The organism is Inquilinus sp. CA228 (genome assembly GCF_052078665.1).
Classification (GTDB): domain Bacteria; phylum Pseudomonadota; class Alphaproteobacteria; order DSM-16000; family Inquilinaceae; genus Inquilinus.
On sequence record NZ_JBQJIK010000001.1, the window covers coordinates 135,788 to 152,508 of the forward strand.

Here is a 16,721-nt window from a genome sequence, read left to right on the forward strand (position 1 = left end):
GAAGGCGCGCGCGCGGCCGGGTGTGCGGTCAGTGCGTGGCGGGCCACAGAGCGTGGCCGTCCGCGCCCTTGATGCTGCCGCTCCAGGTCTTCTCGACCATGGCGACGACGCTGTCCGGCATCGGCACGTAGTCGAGCTCGGTGGCCAGCGTGTCGCCCTTGTCGTAGGCCCAGCCGAAGAACTTCAGCGCGGTCGCCGCCGCGGCCGGATCCTGCGGCTGCTTGTACATCAGGATGAAGCTGGCGCCGGTGATCGGCCAGCTGTCGGCGCCGGGCTCGTTGGTCAGAACCACCTGGTAGTCCTTGGCATGGGCCCAGTCGGCACTGGCCGCCGCGGCCTGGAAGGTCTTGACGGTCGGCGAGACCGTCTTGCCGTCGTGGTTCACCAGCCGGGCGTAGCTGAGCTTGTTCTGCACCGCATAGGCGTATTCGACATAACCGATCGCGCCTTCCGTCTGCTTGGTCATGCCGGCGACGCCCTCGTTGCCCTTGGCGCCGATACCGGTCGGCCACTGCACCGAGGTGCTGGCGCCGACGGTGTCCTTGAACTTGGCGCTGGCCGAGGAGAGATAGGTGGTGAACAGGAAGTTGGTGCCCGATCCGTCGGACCGGTAGGCCGGCGCGATGGCAGTGTCCGGCAGGTCGAGACCCGGATTCAGCGCCTTGATCTTCGGGTCGTTCCAGCTGGTGATGTCGCCGAGATAGATCCCGGCAATCACCTCGCCGTCGAGCACCAGTTTGCCGGGCTCGATCCCCGGCAGGTTCACGACCGGGACCGCGCCGCCGACGATCATCGGGAACTGCACCAGGCCGGCCGTTTCCAGCTCCTCGGGCGCCAGCGGCATGTCGGAGGCGCCGAAGGTGACCGTCTTCTCCTTGATCTGCTTGATGCCGCCGCCGGAGCCGATCGACTGGTAGTTCAGCCCGGTGCCGGTCGCCTTCTTGTAGGCGTCCGCCCATTTGGCGTAGACCGGATAGGGAAAGGTCGCGCCCGCGCCGGAGATGTCGGCAGCCTGGGCCGCCCCGGCCAGCAGGGCGACGGCCGCCCCCAGCATCGCGCTCCGAACGAGCCGTCCTGACATGTTCTTCACATTGACCTCCTGTTCCTGTCGCGCCGCGGCGCGATCGGTCTGATCCGACCCCGGCGGTGTTACGGCTCGGATGTGACATTTATCTTTCGGATTTCGGACGGGCCGCTGAACCACCGCCGCCGACAGGCCGGCGGGGACTTCTGTCGCTTCGCGCCAAGTATTTGATAACGCTTGGATATCCAGGCTTCCGGGGGCGGATATAGCACTGCCGTGTGGCCGGTGGCATTAAAAATTATTAATGGCCAGGTGAGATCTTCTTCATCGAAGGATGAATTCGACTTGGTGTCGTCTATCCGTGCAAGATGGCGGTCGAGGATCGCACATCGACTCGAAGTCGAGTCCAAATGCGCGGATCCAGGTCGATTGAGAACGGATTGCCCGCGTCGGGCGCGCGTCAACCCTCCAGCAGGTGGCCGAGGGCGCGCAGGGGGCGCAGGCGGTCGCAGACGATCTTGGTGATGGCCAGCATCGGCACCGCCAGGATGGCGCCGGGGACGCCCCACATCCAGTACCAGAAGATCAGGGCCAGGATCACCGCCACCGGGTTGATGGTGAAGCGCCGGGCCAGCACCATCGGCGTGATCCATTCGCCCTCGGCGACATGGATGCCGAGATACAGCGCGGCGGGCAGGGCCGCGATCCAGGTCGGGCCGTCGGCCACCAGCCCGACCGCCAGGAACAGCGCGACGCCGAAGAACGGGCCCAGGATCGGCACGAAGTTCAGGCAGAAGGCGACCGCGCCCCACAGCACCGGCGCCGGGATGCCGCAGGCCCACATCATCAGCGTGGTGGCGACGCCGACAAGGGCGTTGATCACGGTGACGGTCAGGAGATAGGCAGAGAGGTCGCGCTCGATCTGCAGCGAGATCGACACCGCCTCGCGCTTCTCCATGAAGTTGGGCAGGATCTCGACGAAGCGGCGCAGGAAGATGTCGCCGAACACCAGCAGGTAGAACAGGATCAGCAGCGTCTCGAACAGGTGCGAGGCCACGGTGCTGGTGCCGGCGAAGACCGCGGTGACGATGTCGGTCGGGTGCTCCAGCAGCGTGCCGACGCCGCCGAAATGCACCCCCATCTGCTCCAGACGTTCCTGAAGCTGGTGCAGGGGGTCGACGATGACGGCGAACTTGGCCTGCAGCGCCGACCATTCATTCGACAGATTGCCGGCCCATTCGGCCGCCGGGCTGGTCAGCAGCGCGCCGATGCCGGCGAAGATCGCCAGCAGCAGCAGAATGGCAGCGATGGCGCCGATCGCACGCGGGATCCGCGCCTTCTCCAGCAGCCGGACCAGCGGCTGCAGCAGCAGCTTCAGCACCACGGCCAGCACGATCGGCAGGACGATGTCCCGCGCGACATACAGCGCGACCGTCAGCGCCAGCAGGCAGAGGATGCCGAGGAAGACCGTCTTCGGGTCCTGCGGCAGCGGCATTTCCGGGAAATGGCCGTTGCCGTTGCGCCCGTGGGCGGGGTCGACAGGCATGGGCTGGTCCTGCGGCGACGGGGACGGAGCGGTCATCGGGCGTCGCCCGCCAGCGCGGCAGCGGTCCTGACGCGCAGCATCGGCAGAAGGTCTGCCTCGAACCACGGGTTGCGCTTCAGCCAGCCGGTGTTGCGCCAGCTCGGATGCGGCAGGGGGATGAAGTCGGGCAGGTGGTCGCGCCAGGCGGCGACCGTCTGCGCCACGCTCGGCTGCCGTCTCGGGCCGAGGTAGTAGGCCTGGGCCAGGCTGCCCACCAGCAGGGTCAGCCGGATGCCGGGCAGCAGCGGCCGCAGCCGGGGATGCCAGGTCTCGGCGCAGATCCGCGGCGGCGGATAGTCGCCGCCCTTGGGGTTGGTGCCCGGGAAGCACAGCCCCATCGACACCAGCGCCACCCGATCCTCGTCGTAGAAGGCGTCGCGGTCGAGGCCCAGCCATTGCCGCAGCCGGTCGCCGCTGGCGTCGGTCCAGGACAGGCCGGAGGCCTGCACTCGCGCACCCGGGGCCTGGCCGACGATCAGGAGCCGGGCGGTCGTGGTCGCGCGCAGCACCGGGCGCGGCGCATGCGGCCACCGGCCGGCGCAGATCCGGCAGGCCCGCGCCGCCGCCACCACCGCCGCCAGATCATCCGTCGCCGCCGTCGCCATGCATCCGGTCTAGGCCGTTCGCGGGCCGCGGCCAAGCGCCGGCGATGTCCGGTCACGGATGCGCCAACCGCGGGGCGGGCCGCCTCAGGTGCCGATCGGGCCGCCATCCGTGCGGCGGATCACGATCACCGAGGGCCGGGGCGGCACGCCGTCGCGGAAATCCGGCCAGCGCGTGGTCACGGCGTCGAGCGTCTCGGAATCCTCGCCCGGATGCTGCACCGACAGGAACATCGTGCGGCCGTCCGGGGTGAAGCAGGGGCTGCTGCATTCCGACCCGCGCGGCGGCGAATAGAACAGCTTCGGCAGCGCCCGGCCCGGCCCCTCGGTGTCGAGGACGTAGAGCGCGTCGTTGAAGCCGGCGTCCGGCGGGCCGTCGGTGCAGACATACATCCGCCCGGCCGGGTCGAAGGCGATGTTGTCGGGGTCGGTGAACCAGCCATTGGCCGAGGTGTCCGGGTGGTAGCGCGCCTGGGCCTCGGGCTTCGCCGGGTCGCCGCACAGGATGAAGATGTCCCAGCCGTAGCGCGCGGCGGCATGGTCGATCCGGCCGTCCGCGGACGGCGGCGTCAGTTCCAGCAGGTGGCCCTCCGGGTTCGGGGCCCGCGGATTGGCGGCGTTGATCTGGCCGGGCTCGATGTCCTCGTTCTCGGTCAGGGCGACATAGACCCGGCCGGTCACGGGGTTGACCGAGAAGCCCTCGGGATTGTCCATGGGCGTGGCGCCGACCAGATCGGCGGCCAATCGGGTCTTGATCGCGACATCGCCGGGCGCGGCGAAGCCGTTCTCGGCGGTCAGCCTGCCTTCGCCCTGCACCAACGGCAGCCAGTCCAGCGTGTGGTCGGGGTTGAACCGGGCGACATACAGCGTGCCCTCGTCCAGCAGGTCGCGGTTGGCGGCGCGGTCCTGCGGGTTCCATGGCTTCGTGGTGACGAATTTGTACAGGTAGTCGAAGTCGTGATCGTCGGCCATGTAGACCACCACTCGGCCGTCCGGGGCGACGATGCAGGTCGCATTCTCGTGGGTGAAGCGCCCGAGGGTGGTGCGCTTCACCGGCTGCGCCTCGGGGTCGTAGGGGTCGATCTCGACCACCCAGTCGAAGCGGTGCGCCTCGTTCGGCTCGCGCTCGTAGTGGAAGCGGTCGTGGAACCGGCCCCAGCCATAGCCGTCCTCGGCCTCGTCGGCGCCATAGCGGGCCAGCAGCGCAGCGTGCTGGGACTTGGCCGGGTCGCCGCCGAACCAGCCGTCGAAGCCCTCCTCGCAGGACAGCACGGTGCCCCAGGGCGTCATGCCGCCGTTGCAGTTGTCGAAGGTGCCGAGCACGGTGCGCCCCTCCGGATCCGCGGCGGTGCGCATCAGCGGGTGGCCCGCGGCGGGGCCGGAGATCCGGATCGGCGTCGCCGGCGTGATCCGGCGGGCGTAGCGGCTGCCGGGCACCACCTGCCAGCCCGTGCCGTCGTCCCGCACCTCGATCACCGAGCAGCCGATGGCGGCCATGGTGACCGCCACCTGGGCCTCGGTCAGCTTTTCGCCGGCGTCGTCCTCGGTCAGGCCGGGCCACATCAGCTGCGGGTTCGGATACTCGTGGTTCACGAACAGCAGCCCGTGGTCGGACCCGCCCGACCCGATCGGCAGCGGCAGGTAGACCAGCAGGTCGTTGTTGATGCCGAACTGCCGCTCGGCCGCCGCCGCGGTCATCGCGGCGGGGTCGAACTCCGGCGCGTCCGTCAGCACCTTGTCGCCCCAGCGGATCAGCACCCGGCGGTCGTAGCCGGCGGCGATGTGGTCGCGCTCGTCCATCACCCGCGCCAGTTCGGCGAAGCTTGCGCTGCTCTCGGCCGCCTCGGCGCGCCCGCCGGGCAGGGCCAGGGCGGCAACGGTAGCGGCGGAACCGAGCAACAGGCCGCGGCGCGACAGGCTGGCCCGCACCAGGGCGGACAGCGGCGGCGCCTCGACCGCGGCGGTGCGCCGGACCACCCGGCCCTTGTCGGTGGTGGCATAGCGGCCGGCGGGCAGGCCGGCGAGGCGGCGCCGGGCGCGGAGGCGCTTGGTCATGGTGGATCCTGGCTGGAGCGGACGCGGGATCCTCCGCCGGCTCGGCGATGGCCGGGTGACGGCGCGGTGAAGTTTTGATGACGGCGCGGTGTCCGTCAGCGCTCCGGGAATTCGCCCGCCAGCAGCGCCTCGACCAGCTCCGGCACCAGGTTTGTCGCGGGGCCCTGGCGGCGGATGTGGAACAGGCCGGAGGCCTGGCCCGGCTCCAGGTTCAACTCGACCGTCAGGGCCCGGGCGTCCAGCGCCTGGTGGACGAAGGCGGCGGCCGGGTAGACGGTGCCGGAGGTGCCGATCGACACGAACAGGCGGCAGCCGGCCAGCGCCGCCTCGATCTCGGCCATCGCCAGCGGCATCTCGCCGAACCAAACCACGTCGGGCCGCATCCCGCCGGCCTCGCCGCAGCCGGGGCAGGGGGTGTCGACCGACAGGTCGCCGGCCCAGGCGCGGCTGGCGCCGCAGGACAGGCAACGGGCGTGGTTCAGCTGCCCGTGCATGTGGATCAGCCGGCGGCTGCCGCCGCGCTCATGCAGATCGTCGACATTCTGGGTGACCAGCAGCACCGGGCCCGGCCAGTCGCGCTCGAGCCGCGCCAGCGCCGCATGTGCCGCGTTGGGCTGCACCGCGGGGTCGGCCAAAGTGCGGCGGCGGGCGTTGTAGAAGCCGTGCACCCGGTCCGGATCGCGCTCGAAGGCCTCGGGCGTGGCCACATCCTCCAGCCGCACGCGGGTCCACACCCCGCCGGCGTCGCGGAAGGTGTCGAGGCCGCTCTCCTTCGAGATGCCGGCCCCGGTCAGGATCACGATCGGATCGCCGGGTTCGATTCGTCTCATCCGTCGATGATGATGGCGCCGGGGCCGCGGCTCAACGGCCCTTGTCGACGCGCCGCGGCCCCCAATCTGTTGCGTATGACCGACGCGGCCCTTCCCGTCCCGCTGTCCCTGTCGCCCGATGCCATGGCCGATCTGGCCGCGGCCAAGGCGGTGCTCGACCAGGATTCGCTGGTGGCGCGGCTGTCGGCCCTGGCCGGGACACCGGTCGAGGCGCTGAAGCGCAACCTGCCGGCCGGGGTGCAGGCCGCCCTCGACAGCGCCGTCCGCCGCGCCCTGACCGCGGCGCTGAAGGCGGCGCTGCGCAGCGGCCCCGGCCGCCGGATGCCGCGCGGGCCCGAGGCCTGGCTGCATCGCGGCCTGGCTGCGGCCAGCGGTGCCGCCGGCGGCGGCTTCGGCCTGCCCGGCACGCTGCTGGAGCTGCCGGTCTCCACCGGCCTGCTGCTGCGCCAGATCGCGGCCGAGGCCGCGGCGGCGGGCGAGGACCCGGCCAGCCCCGAGACCGCGATCGAATGCCTGAAGGTCTTCGCCATGGGCCGGCCCGACCCGTCCGACGATTCGGTCGAGACCGGCTATCTCGCCACCCGGATCGCGCTGGCCCGGGTGGTGCCGAACGCGACCGCCACGGTGATGCCGCGGCTGGTCTCGATGGTCGCCGCCCGGTTCAGCGGCCCGGTGCAGCTGAAGCTGTCGGCCCAGGCCGCCCCGGTGCTGGGCGCCGCCGCCGGCGCCATGGTCAACCTCGCCTTCCTGGAGCATTTCCGGCGCCTGGCGCGGGCCCATTTCACCGTGCGGCGGCTGGAGCGGACCCACGGCGCCGCGGCGGTGCGACTGGCCTATGAGACCCTGCGGCCGACCCTGCCGCCGCCGGACCTGACGGCGCTGCCGAAGAGGCGCGGCCGTGCTTGACCCGGCAGGCATAATTATCAGATAAAAATTGTTATATAAGTCTACATGACATAGGGATATGTAAATTAGCAGATCGCGCGACCGCGCGCCGTTCTGACTGCCCGAGGCTGCCATGACCACCGACACGCTCGCCTTGCCGCTGCTCGACCTGTCCCGGCTCGATGCCGGCCCGGCGGCGCGCCAGGCCTTCCTGGATCAGCTGCGCGCGGCGGCGCGGGATGTCGGCTTCTTCTATCTCCGCGGCCATGGCGTGCCGGAGGCGCTGGTGGCGCAGGTGAAGGCCGAGGCGCGCCGCTTCTTCGCGCTGTCGGAGGCCGACAAGCTGGCGATCGAGATGGTGCATTCGCCGCATTTCCGCGGCTACACCCGCGCCGCTTGGGAGCGGACGCGCGGCGAGCCTGACTGGCGCGAGCAGTTCGACATCGGGGCGGAGCGGACGGCGATTCCGCAGGGGCCGGGCGTGCCGCCGTGGCTGCGGCTGCAGGGCCCGAACCAGTGGCCGGCGGCGCAGCCGGAGCTGAAGACCGCGCTGCTGCGCTGGCAGGCGGAGCTGACCCGGGTGGCGATCCGCCTGCTCGAGGCCTTCGCCGCAGCGCTGGGCCAGGGCGAGGACGCGCTGGCGCCGATCTATGGCGACACGCCGAACCAGCACATCAAGATCATCCGCTACCCGGGCCGCGAGGCCACCGGCAGCAGCCAGGGCGTCGGCGCGCACAAGGATTCCGGCTTCCTCACGCTGCTGCTGCAGGACACCCAGCGCGGCCTGCAGGTCGAGGGCGAGGACGGGCGCTGGATCGACGCCGAGCCGGTGCCGGGCACCTTCGTGGTCAATATCGGCGAGCTGCTGGAGCTGGCGACCAACGGCTATCTCCGCGCCACGGTGCACCGGGTGATCACGCCGCCGGCCGGCACCGACCGGCTGTCGGTCGCCTTCTTCCTCGGTGCCCGGCTCGACGCCACCGTGCCGCTGCTCGACCTGCCGCCGACCCTGGCGGCGGAGGCGCGCGGCCCGGCCAGCGACCCGCAGAACCCGCTGTTCCACGATGTCGGCCCGAACTACCTGAAGGGCCGGCTGCGCTCGCACCCCGACGTGGCGCAGCGCCACTACGCCGACATCCTGGCGGGGCAAGCCGCCGCCACCTGAACGCGCCGAAACGCGACGTCTCAGCCGTCAGCCGCGACTGGCGGCCAGGTTGTCGGCGCGGATGAAGTCGATGAAGGCGCGCAGCGCCGCCGGCATCTGGCGCTGGCGCGGATAGTACAGGAAGAAGCCCGGGAAGGGCGGCGTCCAGTCCTGCAGCAGCGGGACCAGCCGTCCCTCCACCAACTCCGCCGCGACCATACCCTCGAACACGAAGGCCAGGCCGGCGCCGTCCAGCGCCGACCGGATGATCAGCCACTGCTCGTCGACGATCAGCGGCCCGGCGGGCGGAACCGTCAGCTCCCGCCCGTCCTGCTCGAACTCCCAGGCATAGACCGCGCCACTGGGGAAGCGGTAGCCGATGCAGCGGTGCTCGGCCAGGTCGCGCGGCGTCTGCGGCGGCGGCCGACCGGCGAGATAGGCCGGGGCGGCGACCACGATCATCCGCTGCTCGCCGCCGAAGCGCACGGCCACCATGTCGCGCTCCAGCTGCTCGCCCAGGCGGATGCCGGCGTCGAAGCCGCTGGCGACGACGTCGACCAGCGCGCTGTCGACCGCGATCTCCAGCCGGATGTCGGGATAGGCGGCCAGGAAGCGCGCCACCATCGGCGCCAGCACCAGCGCCGCCGCCGGGATCGACGCGTTGATCTTCAGCGTGCCGGCCGGGCTGTGGCGAAACTGGTTCACCTCCTCCACCGCGTCGGCGATGTCGCGGAAGGCGGGCTGCAGCCGCGCCAGCAGCCGCTCCCCGGCCTCGGACGGGTTGACGCTGCGGGTGGTGCGGTTCAACAGCCGCACGCCCAGCCGCTCCTCCAGCCCGCGGATCGCATGGCTGACGGCGGAGGCGGAGACGCCCAACTCGATCGCCGCGCGGCGGAAGCTGCGATGCCGGGCCACGACGGCGAAGGCGGCCAGCTCGGGCAGGTCGGGGCGGGCCATTGCTGAACCTCGTTCATCGGCTCATGCGCATGTCTACGGATTATCGCATGATCGTCCAACTCCCATTCTCCTGTCGTGCCGCATCGGTCCAGCGCGACCGAGCGGCCTCGAAAGGCAAGGAGAACACCATGGACAGACGCTCTCTCGGCCAGGACGGCACCACCGTCTCCGCCATCGGCCTCGGCTGCATGGGCATGTCCGAATTCTACGGCCCGCGCGACGACGTGCAGTCGCTCGACACCCTCGCCGCGGCGTTGGAGCACGGCGTCGACCTCCTCGACACCGCCGACATGTACGGGGCGGGTCACAATGAGGAGCTGATCGGCCGCTTCCTGAAAGGCCGGCGCGACCAGGTGGTGCTGGCCACCAAGTTCGGCATCGTGCGCGAGCCTGGCGTCGCCGGGCGGCGGGTCGACAACTCCCCGGCCTATATCCGGGCCGCGGCCGAGGCCTCGCTGCGGCGCCTCGGCACCGAAATCATCGACCTCTACTACATGCACCGCCGCAACCCGCAGGTGCCGATCGAGGAGACGGTCGGCGCCATGGCCGAGTTGGTGTCGGCGGGCAAGGTGCGGCAGATCGGCCTGTCCGAGATCTCGGTCGACACGCTGCGCCGGGCCCATGCGGTGCATCCGATCGCAGCGGTGCAGAGCGAGTATTCGCTGTGGACCCGCGATCCGGAGCGGAACGGGGTGCTCGAGGCCTGCCGCGACCTGGGAACCACCTTCGTCGCCTATTCGCCGCTCGGCCGCGCCTTCCTGGCCGGCGCGGTGACCGACACCTCGTCCCTGGCCGCGGATGACTTCCGCCGGGTCAATCCGCGCTTCGCCGGGGACGCGCTGGTGCAGAACCGGCGCCTGGCCGAGGCGCTGACGGATTTCGCCTTCGATCTGGGCGCCAAGCCGGCCCAGGTGGCGCTGGCCTGGCTGTTGGCCAGGCAGGACAACGTCGTGCCGATCCCGGGCACCAAGCGCCGCGCCTATCTGGCGGAAAACGCCGCGGCCGCGTCGATCCGGCTGACGGCGGAGCAGGTGGCGGCGCTGGATGCCCTGTTCGCGCCCGATGCCATCGCCGGCGCCCGCTACAGCGAAGAGGGCATGAAAGGCGTCGGGCTGTAACCTTTGGTCGCCTTGCCGCCTGGGTGTGTCCCGACTATCCAGGCGGCATGAGCATCCTGTTCGTCTGCACCGGCAACATCTGCCGCTCGCCGACCGCCGAGGCGGTGATGCGGGCCAGGCTCGCCGCCGCCCACCTGGACCATGCGGTCGCCAGCGCCGGCACCCAGGGCTTCCATGCCGGCGAGCCGCCGCACGCCCCGGCGATCCGGGCGGCGGCGGCCCGCGGCTACGACCTGCTGCCGCTGCGCGCCCGCAAGCTGGAGCGGGCGGATTTCCGCCGCTTCGACCTGCTGCTGGCGATGGACCGCGGCCATCTCGACCGGATGCGCCGCCTGGCCGTCGCCGGCCCCGGCCGGATCGGCCTGTTCCTCGATCACGCGCCGGGGCTGGAGGGGCGGGACGTGCCCGACCCCTATTACGGCGGCAGCGCCGATTTCGAGCTTGTTCTGGACCTGGTCGAGGCCGGCTGCGACGGGCTGGTCGCGGCGCTGCGCGAAGGGCGGCTGGGTTAGGTGCCTCTTTCAGCTCGGCACGTTGCCCGGGGCGTACTGCGCCGCGAATTCCGCTGTCGGGGCGATCGGCTTGATGACGTCGATCAGCACGCCGTTCGGATCCCGGGTGATGAAGTGGCGCTGGCCGAAATCCTCGTCGCGCAGCTCCAGCAGGATCGGCAGCCCGGCCGCCTTCAGCCGCTCGTACTCCGTGTCGACATCCTCCACTTCGAAGTTCAGCAGCAGCCCGGAGACCCGGCCGCGGCCGACCGCGGGGATGGTGTCATGGCTGCCGTCGATGACGGCCAGGTTGACCTGAGCATCCTCGGCCGACTGCAGATGGACGTACCAATCGACCTCGAACAGCGGCCGGAACCCGAAGTGCCGGACATAGAAGGCGGCGGTCGCCGCGACGTCCGACGTCATGATCACGGGATTGTAGCCGGTGGTCTTCATGGACTTTTCCTCCAGAGCAGATAAGCATACAGGCTGCATGTTTTTCTAATTAACATACAGGCTGCATGTATGCAACAGACGGATCGGCGGACCAATCGGGACCGGTCGGACCGCACCCAGGCCGCGCTGATCGCGGCGGCGCGCGGGCTGTTCATCGAGCGCGGCTATGCCGAGACGGGAACGCCGGAGCTGGTGGCCGCAGCCGGCGTCACCCGCGGGGCGCTGTACCATCACTTCGCCGACAAGCAGGCGCTGTTCCAGGCCGTGATCGAGGCGGAGGCCGCGGCGGTGGCCGAGGAGATCGAGCGCGCCACCCCGGCCGATCTGCCGCCGCTCGAGGCGCTGATGGAGGGCGGCGACGCCTTCCTCCAGGCCATGGCGGTGCCGGGGCGCACCCGGCTGCTGCTGGTCGAAGCTCCGGCCGTGCTGGGCCGCGAGAGGCTGGACGAGATCGACGCCCGGCACGGCGGCCGGACGCTGCGCGAAGGGCTGGCGGCGGCGATGGCGGCGGGGGCGCTGCGCCCCCTGCCGCTGGATGCCGCCGCCTGGCTGCTGGGTGCCGCCTATGACCGCGCGGCGCTCGCCATCGTCGGCGGGGCCGACCCGGCGGAGTGCCGCGCGGTGCTGGCGGCGCTGGTCGACGGCCTCACGCCTCCGCCGTCTGCGCCCGGCGCGACCGGCCCGGGCCGAAGATCGCGAAGCTGACCACGGCCAGCACCCAGGCGCCGATGCCGCCATACAGCATCACCCAGCCGAAGCCCTCGACCAGCGCCCCATGCACGGCGGCGCCCGACGGGTCCAGCGCCGCCAGCGCCGGATAGGCTTGCGGCAGCGCGCCGAGATTGCCCGCGGCGACGGAGGCGGCCAGCGCCTGCTGCTGCGCCGCGTCGAGCGCGCCCGTGACGGCGGCGGGCAGGGACCAGCGGATCCCTTCCACCAGGATCAGCCCCATCATGGCGATGTTGATGGCCAGCGTGATCAGCCGGGCGCTGATGTCGATGCCGGAAGCCATGCCCGCCCGGTTGGCGGGGACCGAGCCGGTGGTGGTGTTGGTCACCGACGTGTTGGTCAGGCCGAGCCCGATCCCGGCCAGAAGGGTGCCGGGCAGCACGGTCAGCCAGCCGGCCTGCGCGACGCCGCTGCCGAACCACATCAGCAGGAAGCCCGTGCCCATCGCGGCCATGCCGAGCGGGATCACCAGGCGCGGGCCGCCGCGCTGCAGCAGGCGGTCGGCCAGCGGCGGCATCACCAGGAACGGGATGGTGTAGGCCAGCAGCAGGAAGCCCACCGCCCGGCTGTCCAGGCCCAGCCCGCCCTGGAAGTAGATCGGCAGGTAGATCATGAACGGCCAGTAGCACCAGTTCATGCCGATGCAGCCGATGATCGCGCCGCTGAAGCGGCGGATCCGGAACACCGAGAAATCGAACATCGGGTGCGAGCTGATCCGCTCCGCCACCACGAAGCCGGCGAAGGCGGCGACGGTCAGGACGGCCAGGCCGATCGCCATGGCGCGGTCCAGCTCCATCCCCTGGGTGATCAGGAAGGCCAGACCGAACACCGCCAGCGTCAGGGTGACGATGCCGGCGACATCCAGCTTCTGCGCATGCGGGTCGCGCGATTCGCGGATGCCGATCAGGGCCGGGATCAGGGCCAGCACGGTCAGCGGCACATGGATCAGGAACACCCAGTGCCAGCTCGACCAGCTGGCGATCAGCCCGCCGATGATCGGGCCGAAGCCGAGGCCGATGCCGCTGATCACGCCCCAGGCGGTGAAGGCGCGGCCGCGCTCGCGCTCGTCCTGGAACTGGTGCGAGATGATCGCGATCACGCAGGTGAGCATGGCGCCGCCGGCCAGGCCCTGCAGGAAGCGGGCGGCGATCAGCAGCGACACATTGTCGGCCAGGCCGCACATCAGCGAGGTGGCGCCGAAGGCGACGGTGGTGATGGTGAAGACGCGCTTACGGCCGTAGCGGTCGGCCAGGGTGCCGGTCGCCATCAGCACCGTGGTGCAGGCGATGGTGTAGGCGTTCATGATCCATTGCAGCCCGCGGAAATCGGCGGACAGCGCAGTCTCCAGCGTCGGCAGGATCACCGGCACGCTGGAGATCTCGAGGCCGAACATCAGTGCAGCCAGGCAGACGCCGACCAGCGCCGCCATGTTCCGGGCAGAGGGTGAAAGAGCCATGATCCTCTCTCGAAGCGACAAGCCGCGCCGTCGCGCAAAGGGCTTGCGCGGACCGGTTTCGGCGCTGGGGTGTCGGTGGGGGTGCCCGATCGGGCCTGGATCCGACTCTGGCCAATCTGCTTTCATGATGGAAATGAATTAATTTTGTGGCGTCCATTTTCCGCCATCATATATTAGGGCATGGATTTCGACCCCGCCCTGCTGCGCGCCTTCGTTGCCGTCCACGACACCGGCGGGTTCACCCGCGCGGCGGAACGGCTGCACCTGACCCAGTCGGCGGTCAGCCACCAGATCCGGCGGCTGGAGGAGCAGGTCGGCCGGCCGCTGCTGCACCGGACCACGCGCAAGCTGCTGCTGACCGAAGACGGCCAGGAGTTCCTGCGCCATGCCGAGCAGATCCTGCAGGCGCAGGACACCCTGACCCGGCGCTTCCTGCCATCATCGGTCTCCGGCGTCGTCCGCTTCGGCGTGCCGGAGAACTTCATGGGCGACCGGCTGCCGCTGCTGCTGCGCCGCTTCGCCCGCGGCTTTCCCCAGGTCCGGCTCGAGGTGTCGGTCAGCGTCTGCCTCGACCTCCGCGCCAAGGTCGAGGCCGGCGAGCTGGACCTCGCCGTGGTGATGTCGCGGCCGGGCGAGACCGGCGGCACCGTGCTGAAGCGGACGCAGTTCGTCTGGGCCGCGGCCGAGACCTTCGACTGGACGCCGGGCGAGTCGTTGCCGCTCGCCCTCGCCCCGCCACCCTGCCCGTGCCGCGCCATCGCCGTCGACGCCATCACCGCTTCGGGCGTCGAATGGCATACCGGCTTCACTTCGGCCAACCAGCACGGGCTGCGGGCGGCGGTGCTGGCGGGACTGGCCGCCTCGATGATCGCCCGCGACGAGATCGAGCCGGGGATGAAGATCCTCGACGGCCGCCACGGCCTGCCGCCGCTGCCGGAGGTGGAGTTCGCCCTGATCTGGCGGCCCGGCACCACCTTGCCCTGCGCCCGTGAGCTCGGCCGGCTGATCGTGGAATCGGCGGAGGCTGCGCCGGCGCTCCTCGCCCGGGCCGTCTAGGCGGCGGCCTCCCGCGCTTCGGCCGTGCCGCTCGATCCCAGGCGCGACTGCACGAAGTCGATGAAGGCGCGCACCTTGGCCGGTGGCAGATGGCGCGACGGGATCAGCGCGTGCAGCGGGAAGCTCTCGCCGGTCCAGTCCGGCAGCAGCTCGACCAGCTCGCCGCGGTCGATCAGCCGCTGCACCCCGATCGCCTTGACCCGGGCGATGCCGACACCCTCCAGGCAGGCGCCGAGCATGGTGCCGAACTCCGCCACCATCAGCCGCCCGGTCGCCCGTACCTCCACAACCTCGCCGCCGCGCCGGAACGCCCAAGCGTCGATCGGCTGGCCGGAGGCGGAATCCCGCACCTGGATGCAGGCGTGGCCGGCCAGATCGGGCGGGGCCGTCGGCCGGCCATGCGCCGCGACATAGGCCGGCGAGGCCACGGTGATCGTCCGCGTCTCCAGCAGCTTGCGCGACACCAGCGAGGAGTCGGGCGGGTGGCCGAAGCGCACGGCGATGTCGAAGCCCTCGCCCACCAGGTCGCCGAGCTGGTCCTTGGCCACCAGCTCGAGCGTGAGGTCGGGGTACAGCGACAGGAACTCCGGGATGTGCGGCGCGAACAGCAGGCGCGAGAAGAAGGCGTCGACATTCACCCGCAGCCGGCCGCGCACCGCGACCGCGGAGCCGGAGGTGAGGGTCACGGCGTCCTCGATCCCGGTCAACAGCGGCGCGACCTCGGAATAGAGCCGGCGGCCCTCGTCGGTCAGGGCGACGGCGCGGGTGGTGCGATCCAGCAGCCGGACCCCGACCCGCGCCTCCAGCCGTGCCACGGCCCGGCTGACGCCGGAGCGGGACAGGCCCAGCGCCTCGGCCGCGCGGGCGAAGCTGCCGCCTTCGACCACGGCGGCCAGCACGCTGATCGTCGAGATCACCCGTCCGTCGAGGGCCATCGCGCCCTCCGTTGATTCCGAGTCACCAGTCTTATGACTCAATGGCGCTCACGGCAACATCCCGGCGCACCTAGATCTTCGGCATCCGCTGAAGGAGATCAGGATGCACGCGATCACGGGAATCACCGGCCAGGTGGGCGGCGCGCTCGCCCGGCAGCTGCTGGCCGTTGGGGAGAAGGTACGCGCCGTCCTGCGCGATGCGCGCAAGGGCGAGGATTGGGCGGCGCAAGGCTGCGAGGTCGCCGTCGCCGAAATGGAGGATGCCGCGGCCCTGGCCAAGGCGTTCGCCGGGGCGACGGCGGTCTTCATCCTGCCGCCGCCGGAGTTCGACCCGGAGCCTGGCTATCCCGAGGCGCGCCGGGTGATCGAGGCGGTGGCGGACGCGCTGAGGACCGCCCGGCCGGGGCGGGTGCTGGCCCTCTCGACCATCGGCGCCGATGCCATCGAGGACAACCTGCTGTCGCAGCGCACGCTGCTGGAGGCGGCGCTGCGCGACCTGCCGCTGCCGCTGACGATCCTGCGGCCGGCCTGGTTCGTCGAGAACGCGGCCTGGGACGTGGCGTCGGCGCGCGAGACGGGCGTCGTCCACAGCTTCCTGGCGCCGACCGGCCGGCCGGTGCCGATGGTCGCGACCCGGGACATCGGGCGCGTGGCGGCCGACCTGATCCGCGAGGACTGGACCGGCCAGCGCGTGGTCGAGCTGGAGGGGCCGCGCCGGGTCTCGCCGGACGACCTCGCCGCCGCCTTCGCCGCCGCCCTCGGCCGGCCGGTGCGGGCCGTGCCGGTGCCGCGCGAGACCTGGGAGGCGCTGTTCCGCTCGCAGGGCATGAAGAACCCCGGCCCCCGGATCCGCATGCTCGACGGCTTCAACGAGGGCTGGATCGAGTTCCGCGACGGCGGCCGCCACGCGCTGAAGGGCCGGATCGAGGCTGCGGAGGTGATCGCCGGTCTGGTCGCCCGCGGCTGAGCGGCAGGCCGGACCTTCGACGGGCTGTGCTATCGTCGGCGGGACTCGCGGATTCCGGATCGAGATGCATCTTCTGCGCACATGCTTGGTGCTCGCCCTCAGCCTGTCCAGCCCTGCGCTCTGGGCGGACGAGTGGCCGCCGCTGCCGAAGCAGGGGTTCATCTCCGGCCGGGCCGCGCAGGTCGCCGACGTCGAAAGCGGCGATGCCGTCTTCGTCGCAGCCGTCGACGGCCAGGTCATCGGCCGGCCGATGGCGGTCCGGATCCCGCAATATGTCACCGTGAAGGGACCGCCCCGGGTCAAGGGCGTCCTCGTCCAGGCCGAGGAGGCCCAGGGCGTGGCGATGTACGGCATCCTGACCTCCGACGGGCAGTCGCTGGTCGCCCTGTCCTCGGATGTCGAGCTGCTGGGGACGCGGCGCCCCAAGTGAA

General features: G+C 71.1%; 17 protein-coding genes. 8 read left to right on the plus strand and 9 right to left on the minus strand.

Going from position 1 to position 16,721, the window contains the following annotated elements; all coding sequences use genetic code 11:
• Window positions 1-28: 28 nt before the first annotated feature.
• The 5 genes from pstS to ACTOWL_RS00695 form a co-directional block, all read right to left on the minus strand.
• Window positions 29-1,054, minus strand: coding sequence for a phosphate ABC transporter substrate-binding protein PstS (gene pstS / locus ACTOWL_RS00675; RefSeq protein WP_441319252.1), 1,026 nt, complete (start codon window positions 1,052-1,054; stop codon window positions 29-31).
• Between the two features lie 430 nt (window positions 1,055-1,484).
• Window positions 1,485-2,570, minus strand: coding sequence for an AI-2E family transporter (locus tag ACTOWL_RS00680; protein WP_441319253.1), 1,086 nt, complete (start codon window positions 2,568-2,570; stop codon window positions 1,485-1,487).
• Window positions 2,571-2,602: 32 nt separating this feature from the next.
• Complete coding sequence (locus ACTOWL_RS00685; RefSeq protein ID WP_441319254.1) at window positions 2,603-3,214, minus strand: uracil-DNA glycosylase family protein; 612 nt, start codon at window positions 3,212-3,214, stop codon at window positions 2,603-2,605.
• Between the two features lie 84 nt (window positions 3,215-3,298).
• Window positions 3,299-5,266: a PhoX family protein gene (locus ACTOWL_RS00690; RefSeq protein ID WP_441319255.1), complete on the minus strand. Its 1,968-nt coding sequence runs from the start codon at window positions 5,264-5,266 to the stop codon at window positions 3,299-3,301.
• A 95-nt stretch (window positions 5,267-5,361) separates the two neighbouring features.
• Window positions 5,362-6,096 (minus strand): NAD-dependent deacylase, encoded by a 735-nt coding sequence (locus tag ACTOWL_RS00695; protein WP_441319256.1) that lies wholly within the window; start codon window positions 6,094-6,096, stop codon window positions 5,362-5,364.
• A gap of 75 nt (window positions 6,097-6,171) precedes the next feature.
• On the opposite strand from ACTOWL_RS00695, the gene ACTOWL_RS00700 reads away from it, so the two are divergent.
• Together ACTOWL_RS00700 and ACTOWL_RS00705 are read left to right on the plus strand one after the other, a co-directional pair.
• Window positions 6,172-7,002, plus strand: coding sequence for an EcsC family protein (locus ACTOWL_RS00700; protein WP_441319257.1), 831 nt, complete (start codon window positions 6,172-6,174; stop codon window positions 7,000-7,002).
• Between the two features lie 112 nt (window positions 7,003-7,114).
• Window positions 7,115-8,146 carry an isopenicillin N synthase family dioxygenase gene (locus ACTOWL_RS00705; protein WP_441319258.1) on the plus strand — a complete coding sequence of 344 codons (1,032 nt, stop codon included), beginning with the start codon at window positions 7,115-7,117 and terminating at the stop codon, window positions 8,144-8,146.
• A 27-nt stretch (window positions 8,147-8,173) separates the two neighbouring features.
• Here the strand turns inward: ACTOWL_RS00705 and ACTOWL_RS00710 are convergent, their stop codons facing one another.
• A complete protein-coding gene (locus ACTOWL_RS00710) occupies window positions 8,174-9,082 on the minus strand; it encodes a LysR family transcriptional regulator (RefSeq protein WP_441319259.1) in 909 nt (302 codons plus the stop codon).
• 128 nt (window positions 9,083-9,210) lie between these two features.
• Between ACTOWL_RS00710 and ACTOWL_RS00715 the strand changes: the two genes are divergently transcribed.
• Together ACTOWL_RS00715 and ACTOWL_RS00720 are read left to right on the plus strand one after the other, a co-directional pair.
• A complete protein-coding gene (locus ACTOWL_RS00715) occupies window positions 9,211-10,200 on the plus strand; it encodes an aldo/keto reductase (protein ID WP_441319260.1) in 990 nt (329 codons plus the stop codon).
• A 47-nt stretch (window positions 10,201-10,247) separates the two neighbouring features.
• Window positions 10,248-10,712: a low molecular weight protein-tyrosine-phosphatase gene (locus tag ACTOWL_RS00720; protein WP_441319261.1), complete on the plus strand. Its 465-nt coding sequence runs from the start codon at window positions 10,248-10,250 to the stop codon at window positions 10,710-10,712.
• A 9-nt stretch (window positions 10,713-10,721) separates the two neighbouring features.
• On the opposite strand, the gene ACTOWL_RS00725 is transcribed toward ACTOWL_RS00720, so the two are convergent.
• Entirely contained in the window at window positions 10,722-11,147 is a 426-nt protein-coding gene (locus tag ACTOWL_RS00725) for a VOC family protein (protein WP_441319262.1), read from the minus strand.
• Between the two features lie 69 nt (window positions 11,148-11,216).
• Here ACTOWL_RS00725 and ACTOWL_RS00730 point away from each other — a divergent pair, with 69 nt between their 5' ends.
• Window positions 11,217-11,852, plus strand: coding sequence for a TetR/AcrR family transcriptional regulator (locus ACTOWL_RS00730; RefSeq protein ID WP_441319263.1), 636 nt, complete (start codon window positions 11,217-11,219; stop codon window positions 11,850-11,852).
• On the opposite strand, the gene ACTOWL_RS00735 is transcribed toward ACTOWL_RS00730, so the two are convergent.
• The gene (locus tag ACTOWL_RS00735) at window positions 11,794-13,332 is read right to left on the minus strand and encodes an MFS transporter (protein WP_441319264.1); all 1,539 of its coding nucleotides are present in this window, start codon (window positions 13,330-13,332) and stop codon (window positions 11,794-11,796) included. The two genes, ACTOWL_RS00730 and ACTOWL_RS00735, sit on opposite strands and share 59 nt — an antisense overlap.
• A gap of 180 nt (window positions 13,333-13,512) precedes the next feature.
• Here ACTOWL_RS00735 and ACTOWL_RS00740 point away from each other — a divergent pair, with 180 nt between their 5' ends.
• A complete protein-coding gene (locus ACTOWL_RS00740; RefSeq protein ID WP_441319265.1) occupies window positions 13,513-14,388 on the plus strand; it encodes a LysR family transcriptional regulator in 876 nt (291 codons plus the stop codon).
• Here the strand turns inward: ACTOWL_RS00740 and ACTOWL_RS00745 are convergent.
• Complete coding sequence (locus ACTOWL_RS00745) at window positions 14,385-15,323, minus strand: LysR family transcriptional regulator (protein WP_441319266.1); 939 nt, start codon at window positions 15,321-15,323, stop codon at window positions 14,385-14,387. The genes ACTOWL_RS00740 and ACTOWL_RS00745 overlap by 4 nt on opposite strands.
• A gap of 103 nt (window positions 15,324-15,426) precedes the next feature.
• Between ACTOWL_RS00745 and ACTOWL_RS00750 the strand changes: the two genes are divergently transcribed.
• Window positions 15,427-16,290, plus strand: a complete 864-nt coding sequence (locus ACTOWL_RS00750) for an NmrA family NAD(P)-binding protein (protein WP_441319267.1) — start codon at window positions 15,427-15,429, stop codon at window positions 16,288-16,290.
• 88 nt (window positions 16,291-16,378) lie between these two features.
• Window positions 16,379-16,720: a hypothetical protein gene (locus ACTOWL_RS00755; RefSeq protein ID WP_441319268.1), complete on the plus strand. Its 342-nt coding sequence runs from the start codon at window positions 16,379-16,381 to the stop codon at window positions 16,718-16,720.
• Window position 16,721 lies beyond the last annotated feature (1 nt).

Bases quoted from the DNA above. Each gene is read 5' to 3' on its own strand.
- ACTOWL_RS00730 (WP_441319263.1), top strand. From the start codon at position 11,217: ATGCAACAGACGGATCGGCGGACCAATCGGGACCGGTCGGACCGCACC.
- ACTOWL_RS00745 (WP_441319266.1), bottom strand. From the start codon at position 15,323: ATGGCCCTCGACGGACGGGTGATCTCGACGATCAGCGTGCTGGCCGCC.
- ACTOWL_RS00735 (WP_441319264.1), bottom strand. From the start codon at position 13,332: ATGGCTCTTTCACCCTCTGCCCGGAACATGGCGGCGCTGGTCGGCGTC.
- ACTOWL_RS00710 (WP_441319259.1), bottom strand. From the start codon at position 9,082: ATGGCCCGCCCCGACCTGCCCGAGCTGGCCGCCTTCGCCGTCGTGGCC.
- ACTOWL_RS00740 (WP_441319265.1), top strand. From the start codon at position 13,513: ATGGATTTCGACCCCGCCCTGCTGCGCGCCTTCGTTGCCGTCCACGAC.
- ACTOWL_RS00700 (WP_441319257.1), top strand. From the start codon at position 6,172: ATGACCGACGCGGCCCTTCCCGTCCCGCTGTCCCTGTCGCCCGATGCC.
- ACTOWL_RS00690 (WP_441319255.1), bottom strand. From the start codon at position 5,266: ATGACCAAGCGCCTCCGCGCCCGGCGCCGCCTCGCCGGCCTGCCCGCC.
- ACTOWL_RS00750 (WP_441319267.1), top strand. From the start codon at position 15,427: ATGCACGCGATCACGGGAATCACCGGCCAGGTGGGCGGCGCGCTCGCC.
- ACTOWL_RS00705 (WP_441319258.1), top strand. From the start codon at position 7,115: ATGACCACCGACACGCTCGCCTTGCCGCTGCTCGACCTGTCCCGGCTC.
- ACTOWL_RS00680 (WP_441319253.1), bottom strand. From the start codon at position 2,570: ATGCCTGTCGACCCCGCCCACGGGCGCAACGGCAACGGCCATTTCCCG.
- ACTOWL_RS00720 (WP_441319261.1), top strand. From the start codon at position 10,248: ATGAGCATCCTGTTCGTCTGCACCGGCAACATCTGCCGCTCGCCGACC.
- ACTOWL_RS00715 (WP_441319260.1), top strand. From the start codon at position 9,211: ATGGACAGACGCTCTCTCGGCCAGGACGGCACCACCGTCTCCGCCATC.
- pstS (WP_441319252.1), bottom strand. From the start codon at position 1,054: ATGCTGGGGGCGGCCGTCGCCCTGCTGGCCGGGGCGGCCCAGGCTGCC.
- ACTOWL_RS00685 (WP_441319254.1), bottom strand. From the start codon at position 3,214: ATGGCGACGGCGGCGACGGATGATCTGGCGGCGGTGGTGGCGGCGGCG.
- ACTOWL_RS00725 (WP_441319262.1), bottom strand. From the start codon at position 11,147: ATGAAGACCACCGGCTACAATCCCGTGATCATGACGTCGGACGTCGCG.
- ACTOWL_RS00695 (WP_441319256.1), bottom strand. From the start codon at position 6,096: ATGAGACGAATCGAACCCGGCGATCCGATCGTGATCCTGACCGGGGCC.